Origin of the sequence: Paraburkholderia sp. BL6665CI2N2 (assembly GCF_004366535.1) — a bacterium.
Taxonomy (GTDB): domain Bacteria; phylum Pseudomonadota; class Gammaproteobacteria; order Burkholderiales; family Burkholderiaceae; genus Paraburkholderia.
In genome coordinates, this window is the sequence record NZ_SORC01000002.1 from 512,865 (window position 1) to 536,366 (window position 23,502).

The window sequence follows — 23,502 nt, forward strand, 5'->3', positions numbered from 1 at the left end:
AAACCCAATGAAAATTACATTTATTCTTCCGAAGCTGACACGACATCCGACCGGTGGCGGAAAGATCGTGTATCAGTATGCGAATGCCATGGCAAGCGCCGGTCATACGGTCGAAGTGCTGCATCCGGAGACGCTTTTTCTGTGGAGCCTGCGGAAGAACCTCTTGCTCAAGCTGCTCTCGCTTGCAGCCGACTGTGCCAGACTGCTGAGAGGGTGGCTCGGGCAGAGCACACCGATCGTACCGTGGATGAATATCGATCCGGCGGTGAAGATCAGTGTCGTGCCCGCGCTGTTCTCCCGGTACATCCCGAACGCGGACGTCGTCGTGGCTTCGCTCTGGCGTACGGCCGAATACGTAGAGCGCTATCCCGCGTGCAAGGGTGAGAAGTTCTATTTCATCCAGCATCACGAGACGTGGTCCGGCCCGGAGCGCCGGGTGAATCAGACGCTCAAGTCGAGGACGAACAAGATCGTGATTTCCGGGTGGCTCAGAGACCTCGTCAACGATCTATCGGGCGGCGACGCGTATCAGGTTCCCAATCCCGTCGACCACAACGAATTCTTTGTGACGGCGCCCATCGCGGGCCGGCGCCCCGTGGTCAGCATGCTGTACTCGCCTCATGCGTGGAAAGGGGCAGCCGATGGCGTGTTGGCGCTCGGTCATGCGAAGACCCAGTTTCCCGACATGGAGGCGATTCTCTTCGGAACGTCGCCCCGGCCGGACTTTCTGCCCGAGTGGATCAAGTACGTTCAGAACCCAGGAAAGCGTGTGCTGCGCGAAGAGATTTACAACGCTTCGTCAATCTATCTGTGCCCTAGCTGGACTGAGGGCTGGGGTCTTCCAGCGCTGGAGGCGATGGCGTGCGGATGCGCGATCGTTACGTCGGACAACGGCGGCACGAGGGATTTCGTCGTGGCTGGCGAGAATGGGCTCGTAGTCGCACCCAAGGCGCCTCGCGCGCTGAGTCAGGCCCTTATGTCGCTGCTCGCGGACTCCGGGCGACGCATGAGTTTCGCAGCGTCCTCCGTGGAGCTTGCGAAGCAATTCACCTTGCACGCATCGGTACAGAAGCTTCTCCGCGCGTTCGAGAACAGGTATTCGGCGGAAGTGCAATGCTGAGCCGTTTGACACACGCTACAGGGAGTTCCCGCAAACGCAAGATCTGGTCCACCTATGTGCCATACACGCTTGGCATTGCCAGTAACGCGGGCCTTAACATCGCATTGATTTCCCTTTTGACGCATCGGCTGGCGCCGTCCGGATACGGCACATACTCTGTTTCCATTACCGTGATCGTTCTCGCGAGCTCGGTTGTAGGGCAGTGGCTGCAGCAGGCGACGGGGCGATATCTGGCTGGCTCGTCGGCGGTCGCTTCGGCCTATACCAAGGCGGCGGTATTGCTCGGTGCGGGCGGCATCATGCTGGCGCTTCTCGCGTTGTTTGCCTTGATCGCGCTCTTCGTTATGCTAGACAGCAAGCACGGCGCCGGTCTCTGGCTCGTTTGCCTATTCGGCATTGCAGCACAGACCCTCTTCACGCTAGTAGGAACCGTATTGCAATCGGAGCAGCGAGCGTGGTCTTATTCGGTGCAGCAAGCATGTTCCGGTAGCCTGAAGATCGGTTTTTCGGTGCTTGTCTGCCGTGCATCGCAACAGAACGTCGGCGGATTACTAGTCGCCTGCGGTGCGGCGCAGTTCATCGGTGTTGCCTTTGGCGCGTGGCAAGCCCGGCTTTTCGACCCGGCCGTGCTACGCCAGCTTGGATCGCCACGCGTGCTGCTTGTTTTGCGCAAACTGCGAGTGTATGGCGGAGCGATGACGCTCTGGTTCATCTTCATGAATCTTGCCATGTATAGCGACCGGTTGATGGTGCGCGCGCTGAGCGGGTCTGCGACGGCCGGTCTCTACGGCGCGGCGTCGACGCTCGTGGTGGGCTCGGTGAGCCTGGTAATGGCGCCGATCCTCGCAGCAACGTGGCCGCAACTCATGGCGGCGTGGAACCTGAAAAACGAGCATGCGGCATCGCGGCAGCTGGGCGATCTTCTCACCTATCTGATGTGCGCGGGCGTCGCGCTGGTTGCTATCGTCAACGCTGTAGCCGAGCCGGCTACGCGTCTGTTCCTAGGTGAAAAGTTCAGTGCAGCCTCCTCGCTGCTTGCTTTGTTGGCCGCATCGGCATTCAGCTTTTCGCTCGGCCCGTTTTTCCACAAACCTCTGGAGTTCAAGGAGAAGAAGGCGACGATGTGCACGTTCGCCGCGATCGTGCTGCTGGTGAACGCGCTGCTTAGCGTAATTCTCATTCCGCGTCTGGGCGGGGTCGGAGCCGGATCGGCGGCGCTGGTCTCGGGTGCGCTTTACTGCGTGCTATGCGCCGTACAGGGCCGAAAGATTGTGAAGTGGCACATCCGGACGGACCGGCTGGCGACGGTCTCGGTTCTCGCCATCGCTGCTTCGTTTTTTGCAAGGCGCGTTTCTTCGTCGTGGCATTTCGACCGTGACCTGTGGGAATTCATGTTCACGAGTGCGTCTTTTGTGGCGTTGTTCGGGGTGGCGTTGGCCGGAGCCTTTGTCGTGACTTCGGCTCGCCGGCGGTTGAAGATAATGGGTGGTTAAATGAATACGGAGAATCAGTTGCAGCAAGAGCTTAGCGCGACGGGAGAAAAGGTCTATCTGCTCGACAAGATATTGTTTTGTATTTGGCTACTTGTACCCGCATATCAGTACTCCGATCTCCACGTAGAGAATTCGCGCGTCGGATTCTGGGGGATAGCCTCAATCCTGATATTCCGGATGGCGATACGGGACCTGCAGCGCAGGAAGTTCATCATCCCGTCCCGAGGGCTGATTGGTCCATTTATGCTTGTGTTCGGCTGGAAATTCATCGAGTTGATGAGGGCGCCCGGCCAGATCAATACCGCCTTGCTATTCTTCGTGGATTTCCTGATCACTTACGCCTGTTGCCTTGCCGTCGCGCCGCGCATCTTCTCTGTGCGATCGTGGCTAATCGAGTTTCGTCGAGTCAATGTGTTTGCGCTGGTGCTCGCCATCGTTTCGCACCCGTTGATTCCCGATCGCACGGACATGGCTGGCTGGGACAAGGGGGCGAGCTGGGCGTTCGCTCACCCGAACATCGCAGCTATGTATCCTCTCGCGATATATTTGCTGACCATCGTTATATTTGGCACTGGGGCGAAACGGGGTTTTAGATGGTTTGATTTGTTCTGCGTCGTGTTTAGCCTCGGCACGCTTGCCATGACCGGGTCTCGTACTACGCTGGGCGTGGCGGTCGTCACGACTCTACTCGCGCTGTTCAATGTTTTCTCGCTTACCTATCTTAAAGACAGCGTAAACGGAGAATCCCGGACGATCAAGGCGGCACTCAAGCTTTCCGCGATGTTCGCCGTCTGCGGAATCGCCTACTTTGTCTATTCCGATATTGGCCGTGCGGCGATCGATGCGTTATTTAGCGGCCGGCTGTCCTTCGCCGCAGACATTCTGTTCTCGGCGAAGGATCTCGTGCTGGGGGTTGGTCTGATGCCGCCAGGCGCAAATTTGCTTGCCGACAGCTCCACGCGGGGCGCAGGGATCGATGGTCTCTACATTAATCTGGTCTACGGCGAGGGATACGTCGGTTTAGTGCTCTTCGTGATCGCCATGTTCGGCTTGCGCCGCATGGCCAACGTCAATCAGTGGTGCCGCGGATTTTTCGGGGTTGTGCTAATCAGCTGTCTTCTCTTTGGCGTGACGGAGACGCATTTCTGGCTGCTGGCCAGCCCGCTTACTGCGTTGATCATGGTACTGGCATCTACACTCGGCACGCAGGCTGGAAGTTATATGACTGTGTTTATCGGAAAGCCCCTGCCGCAACTCATAAGCCGATGAGCGGGTTTGCATCCGGAACGTGAGATTGGGAATCGGCGCTTTAGAATAAGGCGCAGGTCATGCCTAGGCATTGTCTGCAACATGCCATGTGACATACGCGATCCGCTAGACACGAAATAAAAATTGATTGCCTTATTTGCGTTGTGTACCAACTTGGGTTGCAGGATCCGCAAATATGCGAGGCGATGATGAGAGGAAGACCGAAGGCGCCCCTGGTCGTGAGCGAAGCGAAACGCGAAAAGCTCACGGCACTGATGCGGCGTAAGACAGCACAAGCGCTGGCCTAGCGCGCACGCATTGTGCTGGCCTGCGCCGAGGGCATCGACAACAAGACGGTCGCGACAAGACGATGTGTCGCCTCGCATACAGTTTCGAAGTGGCGTTCGCGAATCGTCAATCACCGCGTGGACGGGTTGCTCGATGCACCGCGCCCGGGAGTACCGAGGACGATCGAGGACGCGCAGGTGGAGGTGGTCGTCGCACGCACGCTCCAATCCGTACCCACGGGAGCGACTCATTGGAGCACGCGTACAATTGCCCGCGAGATCAGGATGTCGCAGACAGCCGCGTCGCGTACCTGGTGTGCCTTCGGATTGCAGCCGTATCGGCAGGAGACCTTCAGGCTCTCGATCGATCCATTTTTTGTGGACAAGGTGAGCGATATCGTCGGGCTGTGCCTGGATCCGCCGCTCAAGGCCATGGTGTTGTGCGTGGACGAGAAAAGTCAGATCCAGCCGCTGGACCGCACCCAGCCGATATAGCCGCTGGCCCGTGGCATCCGGACGGCGTTTACCGGTGGTTCGCGTTTACTAACCATACTGCTCACCTCAGCACTTCATCCACCCGATGCTGATAGAACGCACCTCGTCCTCACGGGCTTGATGCCGCACATTCGTGCAGGTTACATTGTCCCGGCGGCTTCATCCCAACTCGTTACCGAGATCGCATACGTCGGTAGGGTACGGCTGACGGAACAGCCGGTTTCCTCGCTGGCCGAGGCCAGCTGCAACAATCTCTTATGCGACTTCCGCATCGCACCCATACAGGATGTCTAGACAGGCTGCGGTCAACCGCCGTGATCGGACGCGTTCGCGTCCGGCGGCGTTAGCGTTCCACCCTGATCTCGTAGCTTGCCGCGAAGGGCAGCCCGTCGCGATTGATGTCAAAGGTCAGGCGTTGACTGTCGGTCCGGGAAGCAACGGCCCGAAGGCGCCGTCCTAGGATATCGAGCGCAAATACGGAGCCGCGTGCGCCCGACACGTGCAGGGAGACAGTAGCGGGAATGCGCTCCATCTGTGCTGGTCCAGCGGTTTTGTAAAGGCTCGCCGAGGGAAGCTCGCCTTCCTTGGGTCGAATCGTTTGCCAGTTGCCTCGGAGATCTGCGGCTTCGAGTCGCTGCGGCCCAGTCGCGTCAGTGCCAACGGTGAACCCGGGTATTGATAGCAGCAGACGGCGCGACGCAGTCAGAGGCTTGTCGTCCAGACTCGTGAGGAACGCAGTCGCGAATCCACGACTGCCCGGTGCGAGAGTCAACTCAAGCAGCGACGAGTCTACTCGATGACCGACAGGAATATAGCCCGAGATCCCCGCGGCGTATGCGGATCCGAATGTGAACCGGCGCGCTGTCTGGTCATAGGAGAAATAGGACGATGTTTCCAGGGGAGCAGGCGAATGCACTCCGAATTCCGGCCCGTTTTCGAGCGCGATCTGACGGGTCATCGGGATTTGCGGCGAGATGCCGAAATGCTCCGACAGGTAGGACGCGAGATTGCCCAGTATGCCGTTAGCATCGGCCATGGCACGATCATCGGGTGAGAGTGCAATAAGCGACTGGCTCAATGCGGTGTCGGGATACAGGCCACGAAAGTAAGCCGCGCATTGAGCGAATTGAGCGAGCTTCGTGAAATCGCCACGCAAGCTGAAATCGGACGGACCGAAGGCGTTCCATTCCCGATCGTGCGCGTAGTCATAAAGGATCAGTCCGTCCCAATCCTGAGCGACAGCAAACTGCGTGACGATTGGCAACAGGTCGGACGCTTGCTGGTTAGGCCATGCCTGATTGAACTCGCTGATCACAAATGGGCGACCCGCAACACGCGCAAAGGCAGTGTTGAGCAAGGTCTGCTCGGGAGAATCCCCTAGCCAGTTGTTTGAAATGCGCCAGTCGGCCCAGTTCCATTGACGATGCGGAAATAGATAGTGGTCGACGTAAAAGTGTGCATCCGTGAAGGTCGCGTCGCTATTCACATCGAAGTTCGCAAAGCCCCCATGATTCCAGCGCCCGGAGTGAATGATTTGTGTGCCTGAGATGGGCACATCGTTACCAAGCTCATCCTTCACTACGCCGACCATCCGCTCGATGTAACGCTGATCCAGACCAATGAAGAAACCGGCTGCGAGGCGAGCATCGTCCGTGGATAGTCCCGGCCGATCAAGCGGCAAAGGTGCTGCAGTAAGGTGTCGGTCCTTGCGATAGGTATTCCATTTTTTTCGCAATTCGTCCCGGAACCGGCCGGTAACCAGCGAGGGCAGTGTGCCTTCCTGCCAGCTGTCGACGAGGGTGGATTCGTTGTTAATCTCGACCATGGCGAGATTTTGGCTGTCGCGAAGCCGAAGCGCAGAAAGCAGATTCCTTACGTACGTTACTTGCCACGACATCATATCCGCATCAAATATAGGTAGTGGCTTGCTCTGCAAAGGAATGTGATCGGTGGGTTGTCTCGCCGGGAATGTGTGGTTCGCGTGCAGATTCAAATCGACGTAAATGCCGTGCTGTCCTAGCTGAGTAATGAATCGCGACAAGTCTGAGACGGCTTGCGGATCGAGTTGTGGATTGGCGGCGCCGCGTAGCATGCCGACGGGGCCGTCCGCGGAATTTTCCGCGGGTTGGTCTATCGCATGCAGCCTGACGATGTTGACGCCGAGCGCCGCAAGACGCCGTGCCAGTGCTTCGCCGTCAGTCTTCGAAGGAAAGTTCGCGGACAGTGCTAGCGATACGCCGAAGAATCGGACGCGCTTGCGATTTCCGGGGATGCCCGGCGTGCCGGCTGTGAAGAAATGGCTGTCGCGTATGACAATACGGTCTGAGGTCCCGAGCGCTGCGTCAGACTGTTTGGTGACGAGCACGAAACTTGGCGACATGACCCGGAGGTCGACCGGCTCGTACCGCACGACGTCGGAACCTTGGAACTTGCAGCAGCAGAAAAGCAATGCAACGCCGGTAGCGGCGACAGTCTTTCGGGCATACGGAAGAACACGTCGGGTCATGATGAGCGGTGCGCAGATAGGTCGGCTGAGTGTTGTATAAGCATACGGGACGCTCGTATAGTGAAGCAGGTAAGCGCATGGCGGCGAGCCTTTTTGCGCGGAGTACACCATGACGCTCACTCCACCTTGGTGTCAAGCTGCTCCATACTGTCCATAGCCGCCACGCTGGAACTCGCGTTGGTCGCTCGCGCAAGTGCATCGAGCGCAGGCTTCCGGTCCGGAGCACGATGAGCCGGGCGCGAAGCGAACGCCGCGCTTCCTTTGCGGCCTCCAATATGTCGGTGCAATAACGCCTCGTACTGCGCGAGAACGCTATCCCAACGGAATGAGCTTTCGAAGCGCTGCGTGCTCGACTCGCCCATGGCTCGCGCGGTAGCGGGATCGCCCAGCAGCGCCGAAATATGCATATCGCAATCTGCCTCCGTTGCGAAGAACCGTGCCTCCGGCCCTGCCACCCATCGATTGAACACGTTGTCATGCGCAATTACCGCGCTGCCGGCGCCAAGCGCTTCAACGAGCGACGGGTTCGTGCCGCCCACGCGATGACCGTGCAGATAGAAATGTGCATATCGCCGTAGTGCACGGACAGCCGATTGATCGTAGATCGCGCCGGGGAAAACGACTTCGTCGCTGGCCGCCTCAAGTACTTCGCGGTGATACTTATGAGCCTCGCCATCGTATTTGCCCAACACCACGAGCCTTGCGCCGCGCGGCCGGCGCGAGAAGGCAGTTACGATCTCCAGCACCGAATTCTCCGGCTCTGGACGAGCGATCACTAGACCGTAGAACGTGTCATCAATTCCGAGCGCCTCAAGGGGCGCAAGGCTCGCCGCCCCCACCGGATCGGCGCCGTACGGAATCGTCGTGATTTTCCGGCGATTGACACGTGTTGCGAGGTGCGCAGCGATGGCAGGGTGATCGGCGATCAGATGATTGCCTGTCCAGCAGCCGATGCGTTCATTGAGCCAGAGCCACGCGCGCTCGTGGAACTTCCACTTCTCACGGCGCCACTCCAGGCCGTCCATGTTGATCAGATTCGTAATGCCGCGCCAGCGTAAATACGTACAGAAGACGGCGGTGTTGTAGCCGAGCGTGAGGACGAGAGCAGGTTTGCGCTCAGCCGCGTCCCGGACTGTCTTCCAGTCGAACTCCATCGTCCCCAGAGCACCTTCGCGCGTAACCGGGACGGTGATCCGATGCACGCCGCGCCATGTGTCCTCGACCTGCTCCGCCTGGCCGACGTCGTCCTGGCAATACACCGTGACCTTCCAGTCCCGTTGCGTAAGATAGAGCGCAAGCCTCTCGGCAAACGTCTCGAAACCACCATGGCGCGCCGGTATACCCCGCGTGCCCAAAATGAAAAGTTCGTTGACTGGCATATCGCCTGATCCTGTCGTTGATTTGCGCGCCGATGGTGCGCTGAACAAATGTTGCTCAGGCATTAGGGTAGGGCAACGCGCATGGCGAATTCGGTCACTGTCATCATCGATTCCGCCAAAGTGATGCGCGCATCCTTATGGCCGACGGGCTTGGCAGGGACGAAGCAAGGGCATCTTGATGTGTTCTCAGATGATGTCTGAATGCGCCAACGATTTGACCGAATCGGCTACGCCATCGGTCCTAACATAGCCATCCTCTAAGCGTCCTATTCGTGCGGTGCGTCACTGCCGAGAGTGACACACTGACCGTGTCGGAATAGAACCAGGCGATCGTGCCATTTCCAACAATCAGCGAGGGCTCGAGATGATCGTTGTGACCGGTGGTGCCAGTTTCATCGGAGCAAACTTCGTCGCAGACTGGTTGGCCTGCAATGGCGAACCCGTCCTCTGCGTCGATACGCTAACCGAACCACTTCGCAAGACGGGCTATGGGCATTATCTGTCTTCGCTTCTTCTCGGTGTCGCGCCATGACGATCAACGTAAAACACACTGCCATTCACGATGTGAAGCTGATCGAGCCGAAGGCGTTCGGCGACGCGCGCGGCGCTTTCTTCGAGAGCTTCAATCAGAACGAGTTTGAAGATAAAGTCGCGCGTGGCTTTCATTTTGTGCAGGACTACCACTCGATATGGACGCGTCGCGTGCTACGCGGCCTGCATTATCAGATCCAGCGTCCGCAGGGGAAGCTGGTGCGAGTGGTGGCCGGCGAAGTATTCGACGTCGCCGTCGATCTGCGCCGCTGGTCGCCGACTTTCGGCCGCTGGGTCGGTGCGCGCCTCTCTGCTGCGAACCGGCATCAGCTATGGATTCCCCCAGGCTTTGCGCATGGTTTCGTGGTGTTGTCCGACGTCGCGGAGTTTCTCTGCAAGACAACCGACTTCTGGTTCCCCGAGCACGAACGCACACTGCTGTGGAACGACCCGGATATCGGTATTGAATGGGACATCGACGGCATGCCTCTGGTAGCGGCCAATGATGCCGAGGGTGTGAATTTCAATTCGGCTGAAGTCTATTGATGCACGCCGATGTCAGGCACGGGTGTGTCAGGCGTCGGGGATCGTGACACGTGCTCCGGTTGTGGTGCAACGGCTCAAGCAGTCAAGGATCGACAATTGCTTAAAAACTCTTTCATTTACGGACCGTTCAAGTCTCGCTTGACGCAACAGTCGAAAGCCGCACTCGGTTTATCATTGGCATTGCTGACGCTCAGCGGATGCGCGCTGGCGCCCGGTTCCTATATGGGTGTACCACCCTCTCAGGATACGAGCGCACAGACGGGGGGCGAGCCGCAGACGACGGAACTCGTCCAGGGCGGCATCACGTTCCGCCTGCACCCGGTGAATGGCGGCTTGATCGCGCAACTGTCGTCGCGCCCGGCTGCTGCAGGACCGATCTCGCCGCGTCTGCCGCCGAGTATGCCTTCGACCTACCTCGTGCGGAGCGGCGATACTCTGCGGGTGATCGTATGGGATCGGCCGGAACTGAATAACCCCGGGTTCTCCGCCTTAAATACCTCGATCGTTTCGGTAGGCGGCAGCGAAAGCACCAGCGTGCCTTCGGCGACAGCGGGCGGCAACCTGGACCCGGTGGGCCGCGTTGTGCAGCCCGACGGGACGATCTACTTCCCGTATGTCGGCAAGGTGAAAGTCGCCGGTCAGACCACGGACGCGATTCGTACCGATCTCACTAGCCGTCTCAACAAGGTCGTGAAGAACCCGCAGCTCGACGTCACGATTTCGTCGTACCGTAGCCAGAAGGTATACGTGTCGGGTGCGGTCAAGGCGCCGGGCTCGCTCGCGGTAACGGATACGCCGGAAACGGTGGCGGACGCGATTTCGGGCGCGGGTGGATATAGCGATGGCGCGGACCTCGGGGCGGCAACGCTAAATCGGGGCGGTCAGGTGTTCCCACTCGATCTGTACGCGTTTTTCTATAACGGCGATCTCTCGCAAAACGTACTTCTCAAGGACGGCGACGTCGTCAACGTACCGGAGCGTCGGTTCAAGAAAGTGTTCGTACTCGGCGAGGTCACGAAGCCCGTATCGCAGGTGATGCCGGTGGGCCCTTTCAGCCTGTCTGAAGCGATCGCCGATGCCGGCGGTCTCAGTCAACTGTCCGCTAACGCCTCGCAAGTCTACGTATTCCGCCAGGGACTCAACCGCACAGTCGAGGTGTTTCATCTCGATGCGGCCTCGCCGGGCATGCTGGTGCTAGCGGATCAGTTTCAGTTGCAACCACGGGACGTGGTCTTCGTCGACGCGGCGCATGTGACCCGTTTCTATCGCGTGATCTCGCAGATGCTGCCGTTCGCGAGTTCTCTGTACTTCGGATCTCAGGTATTCAAGTAGTGCGCGCGACGACCATGAACGACATAGGGAGCCAACTTTGAATCTGCTGCTGATCTGCCATGCGAACGTGTGCCGAAGTCGCTTCGCCGAATGTGTGTTCCGCCATGCCCTGTCCGATGCATCGGGAGCGTCCGTCCAGTCAGCCGGACTGGAGGCGTTGAGCGGGGTGGCGATCCACCCGATCGCGCACAAACTGCTTGCCGCGAAGGGCTACGCGATTCCTGCCGAATCCTCTTCCGCGCGCTTGACGACCCCTATGCTGCATTGGGCCGACCTCGTACTCGTCATGGAGACGGCCCAACGCCGGGAAGTGCTCAGACGCTATCCGTTTGCCACCGGCAAGGTGTGGACGCTGGGTCATTGGCTTGGAAGTGAAGTCGACGACCCGGTTGGCGGTAGCGAGGCGTTGTTCGAGGCGTCGTTGGCGCTCATCGAGCGCTGTGCGAGTAGCTGGCTGCCCGCGTTCTCTATGCAACCTGCCAACTGAAGACGACACCTACCATGAAGTCAGAATCGACTTTGCATAACATGCCGATGCCTAACATGGTGCCCAACCGCGCCGAAGAGGATGTCAGCCTTCTAACGCTCTGGCATAACGTTCAGAGCCATTCGCGTTTGTTCGCAGGCGTGACCGCAAGCATTGCAGCGCTTGCGCTTCTCTATGTGCTGGTCGCCTCGCCCGTGTACAAGGCTGACGCGCTCATTCAGGTCGACGAGCAGCAGGGCTCCGCACTCGGCGCGTTGTCGGACGTCGCCAGTGCGCTTAGCCTTAACAAGCCAATCGACGGCGAGCTCGACATCGTCGCCTCGCGCGCTGTGCTCGAGCAGGCTATCAATGTCACGCAGGCGCGAACCGCAGTGTCCGTGAGCCGCATCCCGGTACTGGGCCGCCTCTATGCGCGCTTTGCGACACCTCCCGATGGTCTCGCCGATGCGCCACTCGGTCTCACGCGATTTGCCTGGGGCGGTGAGAAGCTGGAGCTGGCTGCCTTCGACGTGCCCGAGACGCTCTATGGCGAGAAATTCCGTTTGCATGCGCAGGGCGGCGACCGTTGGACGCTCGACGATCGCGACGGCGTGACTGTGGCGTCGGGAAGCGTTGGGCAGCGCGTGGACTTCACGGTGCAAACCGACTATGGTCCCGGCAAAGGCTCGATCAAGGTGCGTGCGCTGAGGGGACGTTCTGGCACGTCGTTCAAGCTTGTCGAAGCGTCACTTCAGAACACGATCGAGGCGATAAAAAAACGCATCAAGGTCGAAGAGACGACGAAGGATTCGTCGATGATCGCGCTGTCCTTCAAGGATACCGACCCGAACCTGGCTGCCCGATTTGCTAACGAGGTAGCACGCGCTTACGTGGCGCTGAACATCCGTCACCGCGCCGAACAGTCGCGTCTGAGTCTCCAGTTCCTCAATCGCAAGCTACCCGCGTTCCGTCAGGAGCTGGAACAATCAGAAGATCGTTTGAACTCGTATCGCATTCGCACGAAAACGATCGATGTGGAGCAGCAAACGGAGGCGCTCCTCACACGTGCCGTGGATCTGACGAAGCAGAAGACGCTCGTCGATCTGAACCTGCAGGCGACCCGCGAGCAATTCCGTGCCGGCCATCCTGCTGTTCAGACGTTGCAGGCACAGGACGCGGCACTGGACCAGGGGCTGCGTGAGATCGACAAGGAAGTGCAGGCGTTGCCTTCGACGCAACAGGACTACCTCCGTCTTGCGCGCGACGTGGCGGTGGACACTCAGCTCTATACAGCGCTGGTGGCCAACGCGCAGCAGCTCGAGATTGCCGAGGCCGGAACGACGGGTAACGTATCCGTCATCGATTTCGCGGTGCCCCCTGAATTGATGGACTGGCCGAAGGTCCCGATTGTGCTCGCAGGCGGCGTATTCGGAGGATTGTTGATTGCCTTCGTTGCGGCGCAAGCGCTGGCGGCGATGAAAGATTCACTGCGCGATCCGCTGGATGTGGAACGTGTGGCGCAAGTGCCGATCTTCGCGGTCGTACCGTCCAGCCCCGGTGAGCTGGAGATCGCAAAGGAAAGCCACAAGAATGGTAAGCGTGAAATGATGTTGCTCGCCGGCAGGGATACATCCGATCCTAGCGTGGAAGCGTTACGCTCGTTGAGAACCACGCTCAAATTCGCCCTGCATGGCAAGGAAGGCGGCTCGATCCTGTTCACTGGTCCGACCCAGGGTGTCGGCAAAACGTTCGTCGCCGCGAACTTCGCCTATCTGCTCGCAATGAAGGATCTGCGTGTGCTCATGATCGACACGGACATGCGTCGTTCTGGGCTCAAGCGGTATTTCTCGCTGGAGCCGGCGCATATCGGTTTATCCAACGTCCTCGCAGGCGACGCGACGCTCGACAACGCTATTGTCAAGACTGGTTTGGACGGGCTCGACATCCTGCCCGCCGGCGACGTGTTGCCACCCAACCCGGGTGAGCTGCTCGAGCGGCCGGCGTTCGCTGCACTGCTCAAAGATTCCGAGGCCCTTTACGACTATGTCATTGTCGATTCGCCGCCGGTGCTGCCGGTTAGTGACGCCGTGACGGTCTCACAGGTTTGCAGCGCCGTCTTCGTAGTATCGCGTGCCGACTTGACTAGCCGGCATCAACTGATCGAAACGGTGAACCGGTTGCATCAAGCGGGCATCAAGGTCACGGGGCAGGTGTTCAACGGCTTCCAGGCGACCCGCTATGGCTACGGCTATGGCTACGGCTACCGTTATCGTCGTCAAGGTTGAATGAAGCAGCGCTGCGGCAGCGTGTGGCACTGACCGCGGCGCTTTCGTCGAGCGCGCTTTGCCTTGAAGGGGGCAGCGATCGCGGCGCGGACAGCATGCGGAGCAGGCCCAGCGAGTCGGGAGACCGGGCGCGGAAACACGGGTTCGACGTATTCGATATAGATCGGATAGCTAATTTAAATACGATTTCCCGGAACAGCCAAGATGTGGCTTGATTCGGCCACTCTGTTGGTTCCGCAGTCCGCCTTTCGTAACATGGGTCTGTTTGAAAAACGGCGTCGTTGTCGAGCATCGCGGTGCTGGCTCCGCGCGAGATCGGCACAGCGGCTATCACCGGCGCACTTTACACAGCAATGACAAAGTGAAAACAATAGGCATCGCACTATTCGACGGCTTTGCTCTCCCTGAGATCGCTTGCCTGATGGAAGCTTTCCAGTGCGCGAACGAAATCACGGAGTCGGGTCAGAGCAGCTCGGCACACTTCGACGTTTGTTTGCTCTCGACGATCGGCGGCCGCATCGTCAGCTCGTCATCTGTATTCGTCTGGACGGAAAGCATCGAATCGCGGCAACATCCACACCGCTTCCATGCGCTCTTTGTCGCCGGTGGTGCAGATATAAATCAGGCGTTGCGGGACGAGGAACTGCTTGCGTGGCTTCGTCGCACGTGCCCCGTCACGCAGCATGTATTTCCGGTGGGTGAAGGCCGCTTGCTGCTCGACGCTTCGGGCTACCGGCGCTATCTCGTGAGCGAAACAGCGGGCGACAAGACGTCGTACCGCGCCGCGGAAAACAGAGACGCGCTGGATGCGGCGTACGGCAGCGTGCCGGGTTCGCTGCGCTCGGCACTGCTGCTGATCCAGCAAGAGTTGGGGCCGCATGCGACGAGCCAGATCACTGATGTAGTATCGCCTCCCGTGTTCACCCAGTTCACCGATATCGTCCGTCGCAATACGACGGATAACGTCAGCGAAAAGATCCAGGCTTCAGCTCGTTGGCTAGAGGAGAACGGGTACCGCCAGGTGGGTATCGACGAAGCCGCGCAGGTCGCTGCGATGAGTGAGCGCAATTTTTTGCGGCGCTTCAAGGCTGAACTCGGCGTGACACCCTCCGACTATCTGCTCTATGTTCGGCTCGACATGTCGTGCCGGCTGCTGGTGGAATCGATGTTGCCGGTCGACAAGATCGCACGACGCTGCGGCATCGGTAGCGGTGGCCGGCTTGCGAAGCTGTTTCGCAAGCACTTGGGCAAAACACCGACGGAGTATCGCGCAGTCCATCGGCAAATATTTCGTTCCTATTAGGTCAATGTTATTGGGGGCTTTATCATGTTCGCCGCTATGCTCAACCTGACCTATTTTTTGCTTGCTGTTATCGGCGCGTCGCTGGTCGCCAGGGCCGTAGTCAGTAAGGTGTCCAGCCTTGGCCGAACGCCGCGCAATAGCTCGCCAGTGGCGGTAGCGGTCGGCCCCGCGTCAACTGCGCTGCTCGAGCATGTACTAGCATCAGCGGCCGGACCGTTTTCGCCCGAACTCGTGTTCGACGAGCACGCGCCGGAAGCAGGCACTGTCGCGGGCCTGCCGCTCGTGAATTCGCTCGAAACACTGGGCGCGCTGGTGCGCCGACGCGGAATCAGAGAATTGTGGCTTCTCGGCTATCCCATGCGCCCCGCATCAATCGAGCTATACGTTCGCGAGTTCCGCCACGACTTCGTCAATATCCGGCTGATGCCGGACTTGCGCGAATTTGCGCTCGCGAAGCCGACTTTTGTCGACGTGCATGGCTTACCGGCAATCAACCTGGTGGCTTCGCCTTTGACGCCGGGCGGTGAGTGGCCCAAGCGTCTCTTCGATTGTCTGTTCGCCGCACTCGTGCTGCTGTCGATCTCGCCGCTGCTGATGATAATCGCGATTGCCGTGCGGCTTTCTTCGCCCGGACCGGTTCTGTTCCGACAGATGCGCAAAGGCGTCGACGGCCGTGAGTTTGCGATCTACAAGTTCCGCACGATGCGCCAGCATGTCGAGGAGGTCGGCCGACTGACCCAGGCCCAGCGCGGCGACGCACGCATTACTCGCGTTGGTGCATTCCTGCGCAAGACAAGCCTCGACGAGCTGCCGCAGTTCGTCAATGTGCTCAAAGGACAGATGTCAGTGGTGGGGCCCCGGCCGCATGCGGTCGAACATGACGAGCTGTACAAGGACCTCGTTGAGGACTACATGTACCGATATCGCATTAAGCCCGGCATCACGGGCTGGGCGCAGATCAACGGATTGCGCGGCGAAACCGATCGCGTCGAGAAGATGGCGGCACGCGTCATGTTCGACCTCTACTACATTCAGAACTGGAGTTTCTGGCTGGACCTCAAGATCATCGGAATGACGTTTCTCAAAGGTTTCGTCAGCAAGACCGCATATTGAGCCTGCCATGACACGACCGCTCCGCCATTTCTTCGTCAGGCATCATATGACATCTTTAGCAAAGCATCTGGGACGCGGCCTGCTTATGTCGGCCTTGTTTGCAATGCAAGCCACTCCGGTCGTCCAGGCACAGATGATAGGCGACACCGGGTTGCGATCGGCGTTGACTTCGTCACTCTTGCAAACGGCGCACCAGAAGAAGCAGCGTCGGCGCCAGTCGACCGATCCGTACATGTCGCTCATTGAACAGAGTAATCCGGACCGGCGTTTACGTGAACTCACGTCAAAAGCCGATCCGTTCTCGCAAGCATTGCAGGCCACACCCTCGCAGATTGCTTTGTCGGGCACGGTCGGGATGAATGGGGGCATGGTGGGCGCGTTGTCGAATGGTATCGCTCGTGGCGTCGTCGTCGGCGCGTTGGGCGGAATGATGCCTTCGCAGGGTATAGCGCTGTCGGGGGGGCTGCCGGCAATCGGGAATGCGCTCGGGCCCGCGGTGGTGTCCGGAATGAGCGGTGCGGCATCGCTTTCGCCCGCAGCGATATCGGGAGCATTGAGCGCCGGTTGCTCGGCGGCGCTCCTGAGTTCCGGTTCGTGCCATTGATGCGGCTATTGCCCCTGTGTTTTCCCGCCTTCAGGGTACGAGCGGTACTTGCTGCGCTTAGAGAATGTTTCAAAAGAGTCGTCCGAGCGCTGAAGCGTTCGCCAGCAGATCAGGCAGCACGCGAGTTTAAGGAGCCCTTCATGGATGTCGGCACGACGCTCATATCGAGTGCGAAGGCGGCGAAATCCATGCAGCCACGCATTGGTTCGCTCGACGACCCAGCGGACTTTACCGAGACCGCTGCCATGGGGTTGGCCACGCCGGGCGATCGATGTGGGGATGCCGGCGGCGTGCAAGGGCCGACGATACTTGTCGTGGTCGTAAGCGCGATCCGCATAGATTCGGGCCGGCTTGCGAAGTGGTCGACCGCGCAAGCCACGAACCGGCGGGATCGCATCGACCAGTGGAAGCAGTTGCGTGATGTCGTTGCGATTCGCGCCAGTCAGGATGACCGCGAGCGGCGTACCGTTGGCGTCGGTGGCAACGTGATGTTTGGAACCGGGTCGCGCACGATCGGTGGGGTTCGGTCCAGTTTTTCGCCCGCCTCAATTGCTCGAACAGAAGTGGAATCGATGACGACGCGAGAAAAGTCGATCCGGTCGGCGGCACGCAACTTTGCGAGCAGGATCTCGTGGAGCCGATCCCAGACGCCGGCCTGTTGCCAGTCGCGCAAGCGCCGCCAGCAACTGATACCCGATCCGCAGCCCATTTCGGCGGGCAGATCGCTCCAGCGAATGCCGCTTTTGAGCACGAACAGTATCCCGGTCAGCGCGGCCCGATTGGCCACGGGCTTGCGCCCCGGATACCGGAAGCGTCTCGGCCTTGCTGGCGGTAGAAGTGGTTCGATCAGTGCCCACAATTCGTCGTCGATGATTTGCCTGGCCATCTCCTCGCTCCGCTCGTCACAACGCTCGAGGTTAACAGCTTTGCGTTTGAGTTAACAGTAGTCGTAGCTCTTTTTGAAACATCGTCTTAGGACACGCTGTCCGGAAGCGCCCCCACTTCCTTGCCCAGCCTATAGTCGGTGGGTGTTGTTGAAAGGTACTTCCTGAACAGCTTGGACAACTGACCGCCGCTTCCAATACCGCAGCGGCGCGCGATCTTGTCGACCGGCAATCGCGATTCAACGAGCATCCGGCAACTGATGTTCAGACGCGCGCGAAGCAGATAGTCGGAGGGCGTCATGCCGATCTCGCTCTTGAACCGCCGCAGAAAGTTGCGCTCGCTCATTGCCGCGATCTGTGCCGCATCGTCGATGGATATGGGACGATCAATGTTCGCCTCCAGCCAGCGCGCCGACGCCATGATCTTCTCGCTGACTTGCAACTCGGCGCCTGGGGTGACGGACGAGCTGAAATGCGTCTTGTGCAGTGGTGCGATCGACTCGCCGACCTGCTCTGCCACCTCGGGACCGAGATCTTCCTCGACGACGCGCAGCGCCGTGCACACGGCCCCCGGCGCTTCGTGCAGCGGCCGCGCCGGATACAGCCCTCGCGTTTCGTTGCCGTCAGGAAGAAGCGGGCAGTAACGGCTGGGAAGGCCCGCTGCTTGCAGAAGCGACCGGCCTTCCGCGAGCGGATGAACGATCTCGCTGAACGGATGCCTGCGGCGCAGCCAAATGCTCAGGCGCTCATCGCGAGATGCCTCCTGTACGCCCACGCCGCCTGCGATGAACAACAAGTGAGTGTCGTTCGTGCCTCGGTGCGACGCGACGTTTTCGGTCCAGACGAACACCGACGACGAGCTACCGATGCGGCCGCCTGCAGCTGACAGCAGCGACACTTCATAACGTGCGCCGCCAGATCGCTGCGCAGCGATGAGCGAGTTCGCCTTCTGAAAGATTTCGATGATTGCTGCCACCTCAGGCAGTGCGAATCCGTCGAACACCGCGATGTCGACGCGAGTTATCGCGTTCGCTTGCGTCGGCAGGGCACTTCGCGACGGGCTCCGCGGCAGACTATGTATCAGTTCCATTGATTTTCCCCGGAATGTTGTGGTCTGCATGTCTCTCAAGACTCTAAAGTTTATTGTTTGCTGAAGCATACTAACCAAATCATTCTGGCGTCTCTATTGCATGGCTGAATTGGCCAATACAATGGCCGTTAAGGACACTTAGTGGTAGGCATGGCACTGGCGCCGAGCATATTCGTGGTCGATTTATTCGCGGTTATAGACGAAGAACATCGAATGGCATAGTGTGATTTTTTGAAAGACTGAGACGCATGGTATAGGCCATTTGTCGAGCTAATTCGTAGTCGGCTCCCCTTAATGCCTATGGCAGCGGCGACCCGCAATGATTATGAAACGTCGGTCTCTCTTGCAGAAGGGCGTGAAACTAGGCACGACGCAGGAACACGCGCGAATTAACCGTTGCATAACCCTCATTCAATATGGCGTGGGTATATTTTCTGGGAGTGAGCGCAACCAGCGCACGAGGTTCTTTCGCAGCCGCCTGGGCGCGACGATTGATTGTGTCACCTGCAGCCAGCACCCGCATGCCATGGACGTCGGTTGAAACGTGCGTTGACATTGAACTTCGAGAGAGGCGCACTCGTGAAGGCCGGAGCGCGAGGAAGAGGGAGCCATGCAGCTCCCGGAGTTTGATAGTTTCATCAAAGAGCGGCAAGACGGCGTCATGCACAACATTATGCGTTTATCGCAAAATTTCTCGGCAGGCTATGAGTAAGCGACTCGCCACGCTTGCGATTTCCCGCTTCGGTTCAGGGCGAGATCATATCCGAACTGAATGTCGGTATGGCGCTGCATGCCGCGCCACATCACTGTATAGCCTAGGGGAGGGTCGCTGGCGCGAGCGAGATGGCCTCCTAGTCGCGCCCCACCTTGATCAGATTTCGCAAGAAGGGCGGTGCCTGCGCGGTAGGCGGTGAGTCGGAAACTACACACTCGAGCAAATGGATTTCGCGTGGTGTGAACGCCGCGTCCAGAGGGGCCTCTGGTGCGCACCGACTGATCATGCTGAGCCATTACGCGCCAGCTCAGGATGCAAAACACTGAGATCAGGTTCGCAAGTCGGTCGGCAGCGGTACTCAGCTTCGAGTCTTCGGCCTTGCACGAGCTAGCGTCAAGCGTGATGTATGGGCTGCTTGATGATTGGCGATTTCAAGCGGCGAGTTTCTGCTGAATCGGTCGATTGTCTTGCACCGGTTCGCCGTCGCTGATGGCAATGTCTTCCAGCAACACCTTGATCTTTCCAGCCCGTTGACGCGGCGCCGTGTTTTCTCGGGATGATCACCAGCAGGCACTGGCCGTCCGAGTCCTCACTGCGCAGGCCGGTACGAATGCAGTCAACCCACCAATACACATAGCGCGGCTTCGACAGATCACGCCGGCTCCGTCTGGCATGCTCGTCGGCCCTTGCGCCTTCAGGCGGCTCACCAGGTTCGCCGACAGACCATTGGCGTCGTCGCCCAGCAGCACGCTTAGTGCTTCGCTCATGCCGCCCGTCGAAATACCCTTCAGATACAGCCACGGCAGCGCGGCGCTCACGCGCGGTGGCTTCCTCAAGTACGATGGCACAATCGGTGATTTAAACTTCACGCCCGATCCCGATCGATCACGAACCTTCGGCACCTTGACCGGAATCGGCCCAGCCGCCGTCGACACTCCGCTCTCGGGCAAATAGCCGTTGCGCAGTACGGCACGCCGGGTGTGCATTGTCTTGATCTTCTCGAACCACTCCAGCAGCGCGGACAGCCCCGCCTCGGTTACCTGCTGGACCACCTAGCGTGCTCTGTGCCAAACCAGTTCGTCCGGACCCAAACCGACTTCCGATAGACCGACGACTTCGTTTCCTTAAACTTGCTCATGGTGGATGGTTTGTTGTTCGCTGCTTTCCGACTTCGACAATCAGATTCTCAGCTGAAACCTCAACCGCCTTCAATCTCCCGCCTCAATCCTTCGTACACCACTTCCGACTTTGGCTCAGGTCGCTTATCCAATACCGCAATTCTCTGGTCAATTCCTGCCACTTTTTACCACGACCGTCGATGTTCGACAATCATTCATGGATACTGGTCGAGCAGACATAGCGTAGTCGCCGAACGAACGCTGGCCAACAGCGATGGATGCGCGGCCAGCCTGTAAGCAGCCTCAATCTGCAAGTAGTATCTACAATGGGAATCGCTCCGTGCGTACCTAATCCAGAGGCTACGATCAGATCAAAGATAACGTTTCCGGCCTCGTTGAGGCGTTTTAAATGGTTAATTTTATGCAAAAACATTTCAGAAAGTCGAGCCAGCCTAACCGCTCGCGTTCGAAGGATATTTCATGATTCTGGTAACGGGCGGCGCCGGTTTTATCGGCGCCAATTTCGTGTTCGACTGGCTCAATGCGTCGGACGAAGCGGTACTGAACGTGGACAAGCTGACGTACGCCGGCAATCTGGGTACGCTCAAGTCGCAACAAAACGATCCGAAGCACATTTTCGTGCGCGCGGATATCTGCGATCGCGCTGCGCTCGACGCGCTCTTCGCCGAGCACAAGCCGCGTGCCGTACTGCATTTCGCCGCCGAGAGCCACGTGGACCGTTCGATTCATGGCCCGGCTGATTTCGTGCAAACGAACGTGGTGGGCACCTTCACGCTGCTGGAAGCGGCCCGTCAGTACTGGACTGCGCTCGGCGAGGCCGACAAGGCCGCGTTCCGCTTCCTGCACGTGTCTACCGACGAAGTATTCGGCTCGCTGTCCGCGACCGATCCGCAATTCTCCGAGACCACGCCGTACGCGCCGAACAGTCCTTACTCGGCCACCAAGGCGGGTTCCGATCATCTGGTGCGCGCCTACCATCATACGTACGGTCTGCCCGTGCTCACCACGAACTGCTCGAACAACTACGGTCCGTACCAGTTCCCGGAGAAGCTGATTCCGCTGATGATCGCCAACGCGCTCGGCGGCAAGCCGCTGCCGGTGTATGGCGACGGTCAGAACGTGCGCGACTGGCTGTATGTCGGCGACCATTGCAGCGCGATCCGCGAAGTACTCGCACGCGGCACGCCGGGTGAGACGTACAACATCGGTGGCTGGAACGAGAAGAAGAACCTCGACGTGGTCCACACGCTGTGCGACCTGCTCGACCAGTTGCGTCCGGAGACGGGCGCGTCGTACCGCGATCAGATCACGTATGTGAAGGATCGTCCGGGCCACGACCGCCGTTATGCGATCGACGCCCGCAAGCTCGAACGCGAACTCGGCTGGAAGCCGGCGGAAACGTTCGAAACGGGTCTCGCGAAAACGGTCCAGTGGTATCTGGACAATCAGGAATGGTCGGACGAGGTCGCCTCCGGCGACTATCGCAAGTGGGTTGAGACCAACTACGCGCAGCGCGCGTAAGGGCACGGCAATGGCGCGCAAAGGCATTATTCTCGCGGGCGGTTCGGGCACCCGCCTGTATCCGATCACGCACGTGGTTTCCAAGCAGTTGCTGCCGGTCTACGACAAGCCGATGATCTACTACCCGCTGTCCACGCTGATGGTTGCGGGTATTCGCGACGTGCTGATCATCTCCACGCCGCAGGACACGCCGCGCTTCGAAGCGATGTTGGGTGACGGCAGCCAGTGGGGCATGAATATCCAGTACGCGGTTCAGCCTTCGCCGGATGGGCTCGCGCAGGCGTTCATTATCGGCCGGGATTTTGTGGGCAATGATCCGTCGGCGCTGATTCTCGGTGACAACATTTTCTACGGCCACGATCTCGCGAAGCAGCTGGAGCGCGCCAACGAGAAAGCCGATGGCGCCACGGTCTTCGCGTACCACGTGCACGATCCCGAACGTTATGGCGTGGTCGAATTCGACAAGCAGTTCCGCGCGCTGTCGATCGAAGAGAAGCCGGTCAAGCCGCGTTCCAACTACGCGGTCACGGGTCTGTACTTCTACGACAGGCAGGTCTGCGACATTGCGGCGGACATCAAGCCGTCGTCGCGTGGCGAGCTCGAAATCACGGACGTCAACTCGCGATATCTCGCCAACGCCGCGCTCAATGTCGAGATCATGGGCCGTGGTTTCGCGTGGCTCGACACTGGTACACATGATTCGCTGATCGAAGCCGCGACCTTCATCGCTACGCTGCAGAAGCGCCAGGGTTTGGTGGTCGCGTGTCCGGAGGAAATCGCTTACCGGCAGCAGTGGATCGACGGCGAGCAGCTGCAGGCGCTCGCCAGACCGCTCGCGAAGAACGCCTACGGCAAGTATCTACAAAACCTTCTTACGGACCAAGTGGCATGGCCATCCAAGTAACCGCAACCGCGCTGCCTGAAGTCAAGATCATCGAGCCCAAAGTGTTTGGCGACGCGAGAGGCTTTTTCTTCGAGAGCTTCAATGCGAAGGAATTCGCCGAGCAGGTCGAGCCGGGCGTCGAGTTCGTGCAGGACAACCATTCGCGCTCCGCGAAGGGCGTGCTGCGCGGGTTGCACTACCAGGTCCAGAATGCGCAGGGCAAGCTCGTGCGCGTCGTCGAAGGTGGAGTGTTCGACGTCGCGGTCGACATCCGCAAGAGTTCGCCGAATTTCGGCAAGTGGGCGGGCGTGGTTCTGTCGGTCGACAACCATCGGCAATTGTGGGTCCCGCCTGGTTTTGCGCACGGTTTCGTGGTGCTGTCCGAGTCGGCGCAGTTCCTCTACAAGACCACCGACTACTGGTATCCCGAGCACGAGCGCAGCATCGTCTGGAACGATCCGGCGATCGGCATCGAATGGCCGATCGACGAAGAGCCGCTGCTGGCGGCGAAAGACGCGGCAGCCAAGCTTCTGGCCGATGCTGACGTCTTCGCGTAAGGGGT

General features: G+C 59.2%; 16 protein-coding genes and 3 pseudogenes. 14 read left to right on the plus strand and 5 right to left on the minus strand.

Features of this window, described 5'->3' with window-relative positions; genetic code table 11:
• Positions 1-7 precede the first annotated feature (7 nt).
• From B0G81_RS40025 to B0G81_RS40040, 4 genes and pseudogenes are all read left to right on the plus strand, one after another.
• Positions 8-1,120 carry a glycosyltransferase family 4 protein gene (locus B0G81_RS40025; protein ID WP_166679188.1) on the plus strand — a complete coding sequence of 371 codons (1,113 nt, stop codon included), beginning with the start codon at positions 8-10 and terminating at the stop codon, positions 1,118-1,120.
• Complete coding sequence (locus tag B0G81_RS40030; RefSeq protein WP_134143749.1) at positions 1,114-2,613, plus strand: lipopolysaccharide biosynthesis protein; 1,500 nt, start codon at positions 1,114-1,116, stop codon at positions 2,611-2,613. The genes B0G81_RS40025 and B0G81_RS40030 overlap by 7 nt, the downstream gene beginning before the upstream one ends.
• Positions 2,614-3,882 (plus strand): hypothetical protein, encoded by a 1,269-nt coding sequence (locus B0G81_RS40035; RefSeq protein WP_134143750.1) that lies wholly within the window; start codon positions 2,614-2,616, stop codon positions 3,880-3,882.
• Between the two features lie 188 nt (positions 3,883-4,070).
• Positions 4,071-4,640 (plus strand): annotated as a pseudogene (locus B0G81_RS40040) (helix-turn-helix domain-containing protein); the annotation flags it as partial.
• A 346-nt stretch (positions 4,641-4,986) separates the two neighbouring features.
• Here the strand turns inward: B0G81_RS40040 and B0G81_RS40045 are convergent.
• Complete coding sequence (locus B0G81_RS40045; RefSeq protein ID WP_134143751.1) at positions 4,987-7,149, minus strand: hypothetical protein; 2,163 nt, start codon at positions 7,147-7,149, stop codon at positions 4,987-4,989.
• Between the two features lie 116 nt (positions 7,150-7,265).
• On the minus strand, positions 7,266-8,528 hold the full coding sequence (locus B0G81_RS40050) for a DUF1972 domain-containing protein (protein WP_134143752.1): 1,263 nt from the start codon (positions 8,526-8,528) through the stop codon (positions 7,266-7,268).
• A 528-nt stretch (positions 8,529-9,056) separates the two neighbouring features.
• On the opposite strand from B0G81_RS40050, the gene rfbC (B0G81_RS40055) reads away from it, so the two are divergent.
• The 7 genes from rfbC (B0G81_RS40055) to B0G81_RS40085 all read left to right on the plus strand — a co-directional run bounded on the left by rfbC (B0G81_RS40055) (position 9,057) and on the right by B0G81_RS40085 (position 16,708).
• Positions 9,057-9,605, plus strand: coding sequence for a dTDP-4-dehydrorhamnose 3,5-epimerase (gene rfbC / locus B0G81_RS40055; RefSeq protein WP_134143753.1), 549 nt, complete (start codon positions 9,057-9,059; stop codon positions 9,603-9,605).
• Positions 9,606-9,701: 96 nt separating this feature from the next.
• A complete protein-coding gene (locus tag B0G81_RS40060; protein ID WP_166679189.1) occupies positions 9,702-10,937 on the plus strand; it encodes a polysaccharide biosynthesis/export family protein in 1,236 nt (411 codons plus the stop codon).
• 37 nt (positions 10,938-10,974) lie between these two features.
• Positions 10,975-11,424, plus strand: a complete 450-nt coding sequence (locus B0G81_RS40065) for a low molecular weight phosphotyrosine protein phosphatase (RefSeq protein WP_134143755.1) — start codon at positions 10,975-10,977, stop codon at positions 11,422-11,424.
• A 14-nt stretch (positions 11,425-11,438) separates the two neighbouring features.
• Positions 11,439-13,688 (plus strand): polysaccharide biosynthesis tyrosine autokinase, encoded by a 2,250-nt coding sequence (locus tag B0G81_RS40070; protein WP_134143756.1) that lies wholly within the window; start codon positions 11,439-11,441, stop codon positions 13,686-13,688.
• 361 nt (positions 13,689-14,049) lie between these two features.
• A complete protein-coding gene (locus B0G81_RS40075) occupies positions 14,050-14,991 on the plus strand; it encodes a helix-turn-helix domain-containing protein (protein ID WP_243856862.1) in 942 nt (313 codons plus the stop codon).
• A gap of 24 nt (positions 14,992-15,015) precedes the next feature.
• Positions 15,016-16,104: an undecaprenyl-phosphate glucose phosphotransferase gene (locus tag B0G81_RS40080; RefSeq protein WP_134143757.1), complete on the plus strand. Its 1,089-nt coding sequence runs from the start codon at positions 15,016-15,018 to the stop codon at positions 16,102-16,104.
• Positions 16,105-16,336: 232 nt separating this feature from the next.
• Positions 16,337-16,708 (plus strand): hypothetical protein, encoded by a 372-nt coding sequence (locus B0G81_RS40085; RefSeq protein ID WP_134143758.1) that lies wholly within the window; start codon positions 16,337-16,339, stop codon positions 16,706-16,708.
• 74 nt (positions 16,709-16,782) lie between these two features.
• Here the strand turns inward: B0G81_RS40085 and B0G81_RS40090 are convergent.
• The 3 genes and pseudogenes from B0G81_RS40090 to B0G81_RS40105 form a co-directional block, all read right to left on the minus strand.
• A pseudogene (locus tag B0G81_RS40090) lies at positions 16,783-17,594 on the minus strand (IS5 family transposase); the annotation flags it as partial.
• An 86-nt stretch (positions 17,595-17,680) separates the two neighbouring features.
• Positions 17,681-18,682, minus strand: a complete 1,002-nt coding sequence (locus B0G81_RS40095) for a helix-turn-helix domain-containing protein (RefSeq protein WP_134143887.1) — start codon at positions 18,680-18,682, stop codon at positions 17,681-17,683.
• Positions 18,683-19,952: 1,270 nt separating this feature from the next.
• Positions 19,953-20,535: pseudogene (locus B0G81_RS40105) on the minus strand (transposase); the annotation flags it as partial.
• A 460-nt stretch (positions 20,536-20,995) separates the two neighbouring features.
• Between B0G81_RS40105 and rfbB the strand changes: the two are divergent.
• From rfbB to rfbC (B0G81_RS40120), 3 genes are read left to right on the plus strand one after another with little or no spacing between them, the layout of a single operon-like run.
• On the plus strand, positions 20,996-22,057 hold the full coding sequence (gene rfbB / locus B0G81_RS40110) for a dTDP-glucose 4,6-dehydratase (RefSeq protein ID WP_134143759.1): 1,062 nt from the start codon (positions 20,996-20,998) through the stop codon (positions 22,055-22,057).
• A gap of 10 nt (positions 22,058-22,067) precedes the next feature.
• Complete coding sequence (gene rfbA / locus B0G81_RS40115; RefSeq protein WP_134143760.1) at positions 22,068-22,961, plus strand: glucose-1-phosphate thymidylyltransferase RfbA; 894 nt, start codon at positions 22,068-22,070, stop codon at positions 22,959-22,961.
• The gene (rfbC, locus tag B0G81_RS40120) at positions 22,946-23,497 is read left to right on the plus strand and encodes a dTDP-4-dehydrorhamnose 3,5-epimerase (protein ID WP_134143761.1); all 552 of its coding nucleotides are present in this window, start codon (positions 22,946-22,948) and stop codon (positions 23,495-23,497) included. The genes rfbA and rfbC (B0G81_RS40120) overlap by 16 nt, the downstream gene beginning before the upstream one ends.
• Positions 23,498-23,502 lie beyond the last annotated feature (5 nt).

What these genes read in the sequence shown, in the direction of transcription:
- B0G81_RS40025 (WP_166679188.1), top strand. Translation starts at nt 8, where the DNA reads ATGAAAATTACATTTATTCTTCCGAAGCTGACACGACATCCGACCGGT.
- B0G81_RS40030 (WP_134143749.1), top strand. Translation starts at nt 1,114, where the DNA reads ATGCTGAGCCGTTTGACACACGCTACAGGGAGTTCCCGCAAACGCAAG.
- B0G81_RS40035 (WP_134143750.1), top strand. Translation starts at nt 2,614, where the DNA reads ATGAATACGGAGAATCAGTTGCAGCAAGAGCTTAGCGCGACGGGAGAA.
- B0G81_RS40045 (WP_134143751.1), bottom strand. Translation starts at nt 7,149, where the DNA reads ATGACCCGACGTGTTCTTCCGTATGCCCGAAAGACTGTCGCCGCTACC.
- B0G81_RS40050 (WP_134143752.1), bottom strand. Translation starts at nt 8,528, where the DNA reads ATGCCAGTCAACGAACTTTTCATTTTGGGCACGCGGGGTATACCGGCG.
- rfbC (WP_134143753.1), top strand. Translation starts at nt 9,057, where the DNA reads ATGACGATCAACGTAAAACACACTGCCATTCACGATGTGAAGCTGATC.
- B0G81_RS40070 (WP_134143756.1), top strand. Translation starts at nt 11,439, where the DNA reads ATGAAGTCAGAATCGACTTTGCATAACATGCCGATGCCTAACATGGTG.
- B0G81_RS40080 (WP_134143757.1), top strand. Translation starts at nt 15,016, where the DNA reads ATGTTCGCCGCTATGCTCAACCTGACCTATTTTTTGCTTGCTGTTATC.
- B0G81_RS40085 (WP_134143758.1), top strand. Translation starts at nt 16,337, where the DNA reads ATGTCGCTCATTGAACAGAGTAATCCGGACCGGCGTTTACGTGAACTC.
- B0G81_RS40095 (WP_134143887.1), bottom strand. Translation starts at nt 18,682, where the DNA reads ATGGAACTGATACATAGTCTGCCGCGGAGCCCGTCGCGAAGTGCCCTG.
- rfbB (WP_134143759.1), top strand. Translation starts at nt 20,996, where the DNA reads ATGATTCTGGTAACGGGCGGCGCCGGTTTTATCGGCGCCAATTTCGTG.
- rfbA (WP_134143760.1), top strand. Translation starts at nt 22,068, where the DNA reads ATGGCGCGCAAAGGCATTATTCTCGCGGGCGGTTCGGGCACCCGCCTG.
- rfbC (WP_134143761.1), top strand. Translation starts at nt 22,946, where the DNA reads ATGGCCATCCAAGTAACCGCAACCGCGCTGCCTGAAGTCAAGATCATC.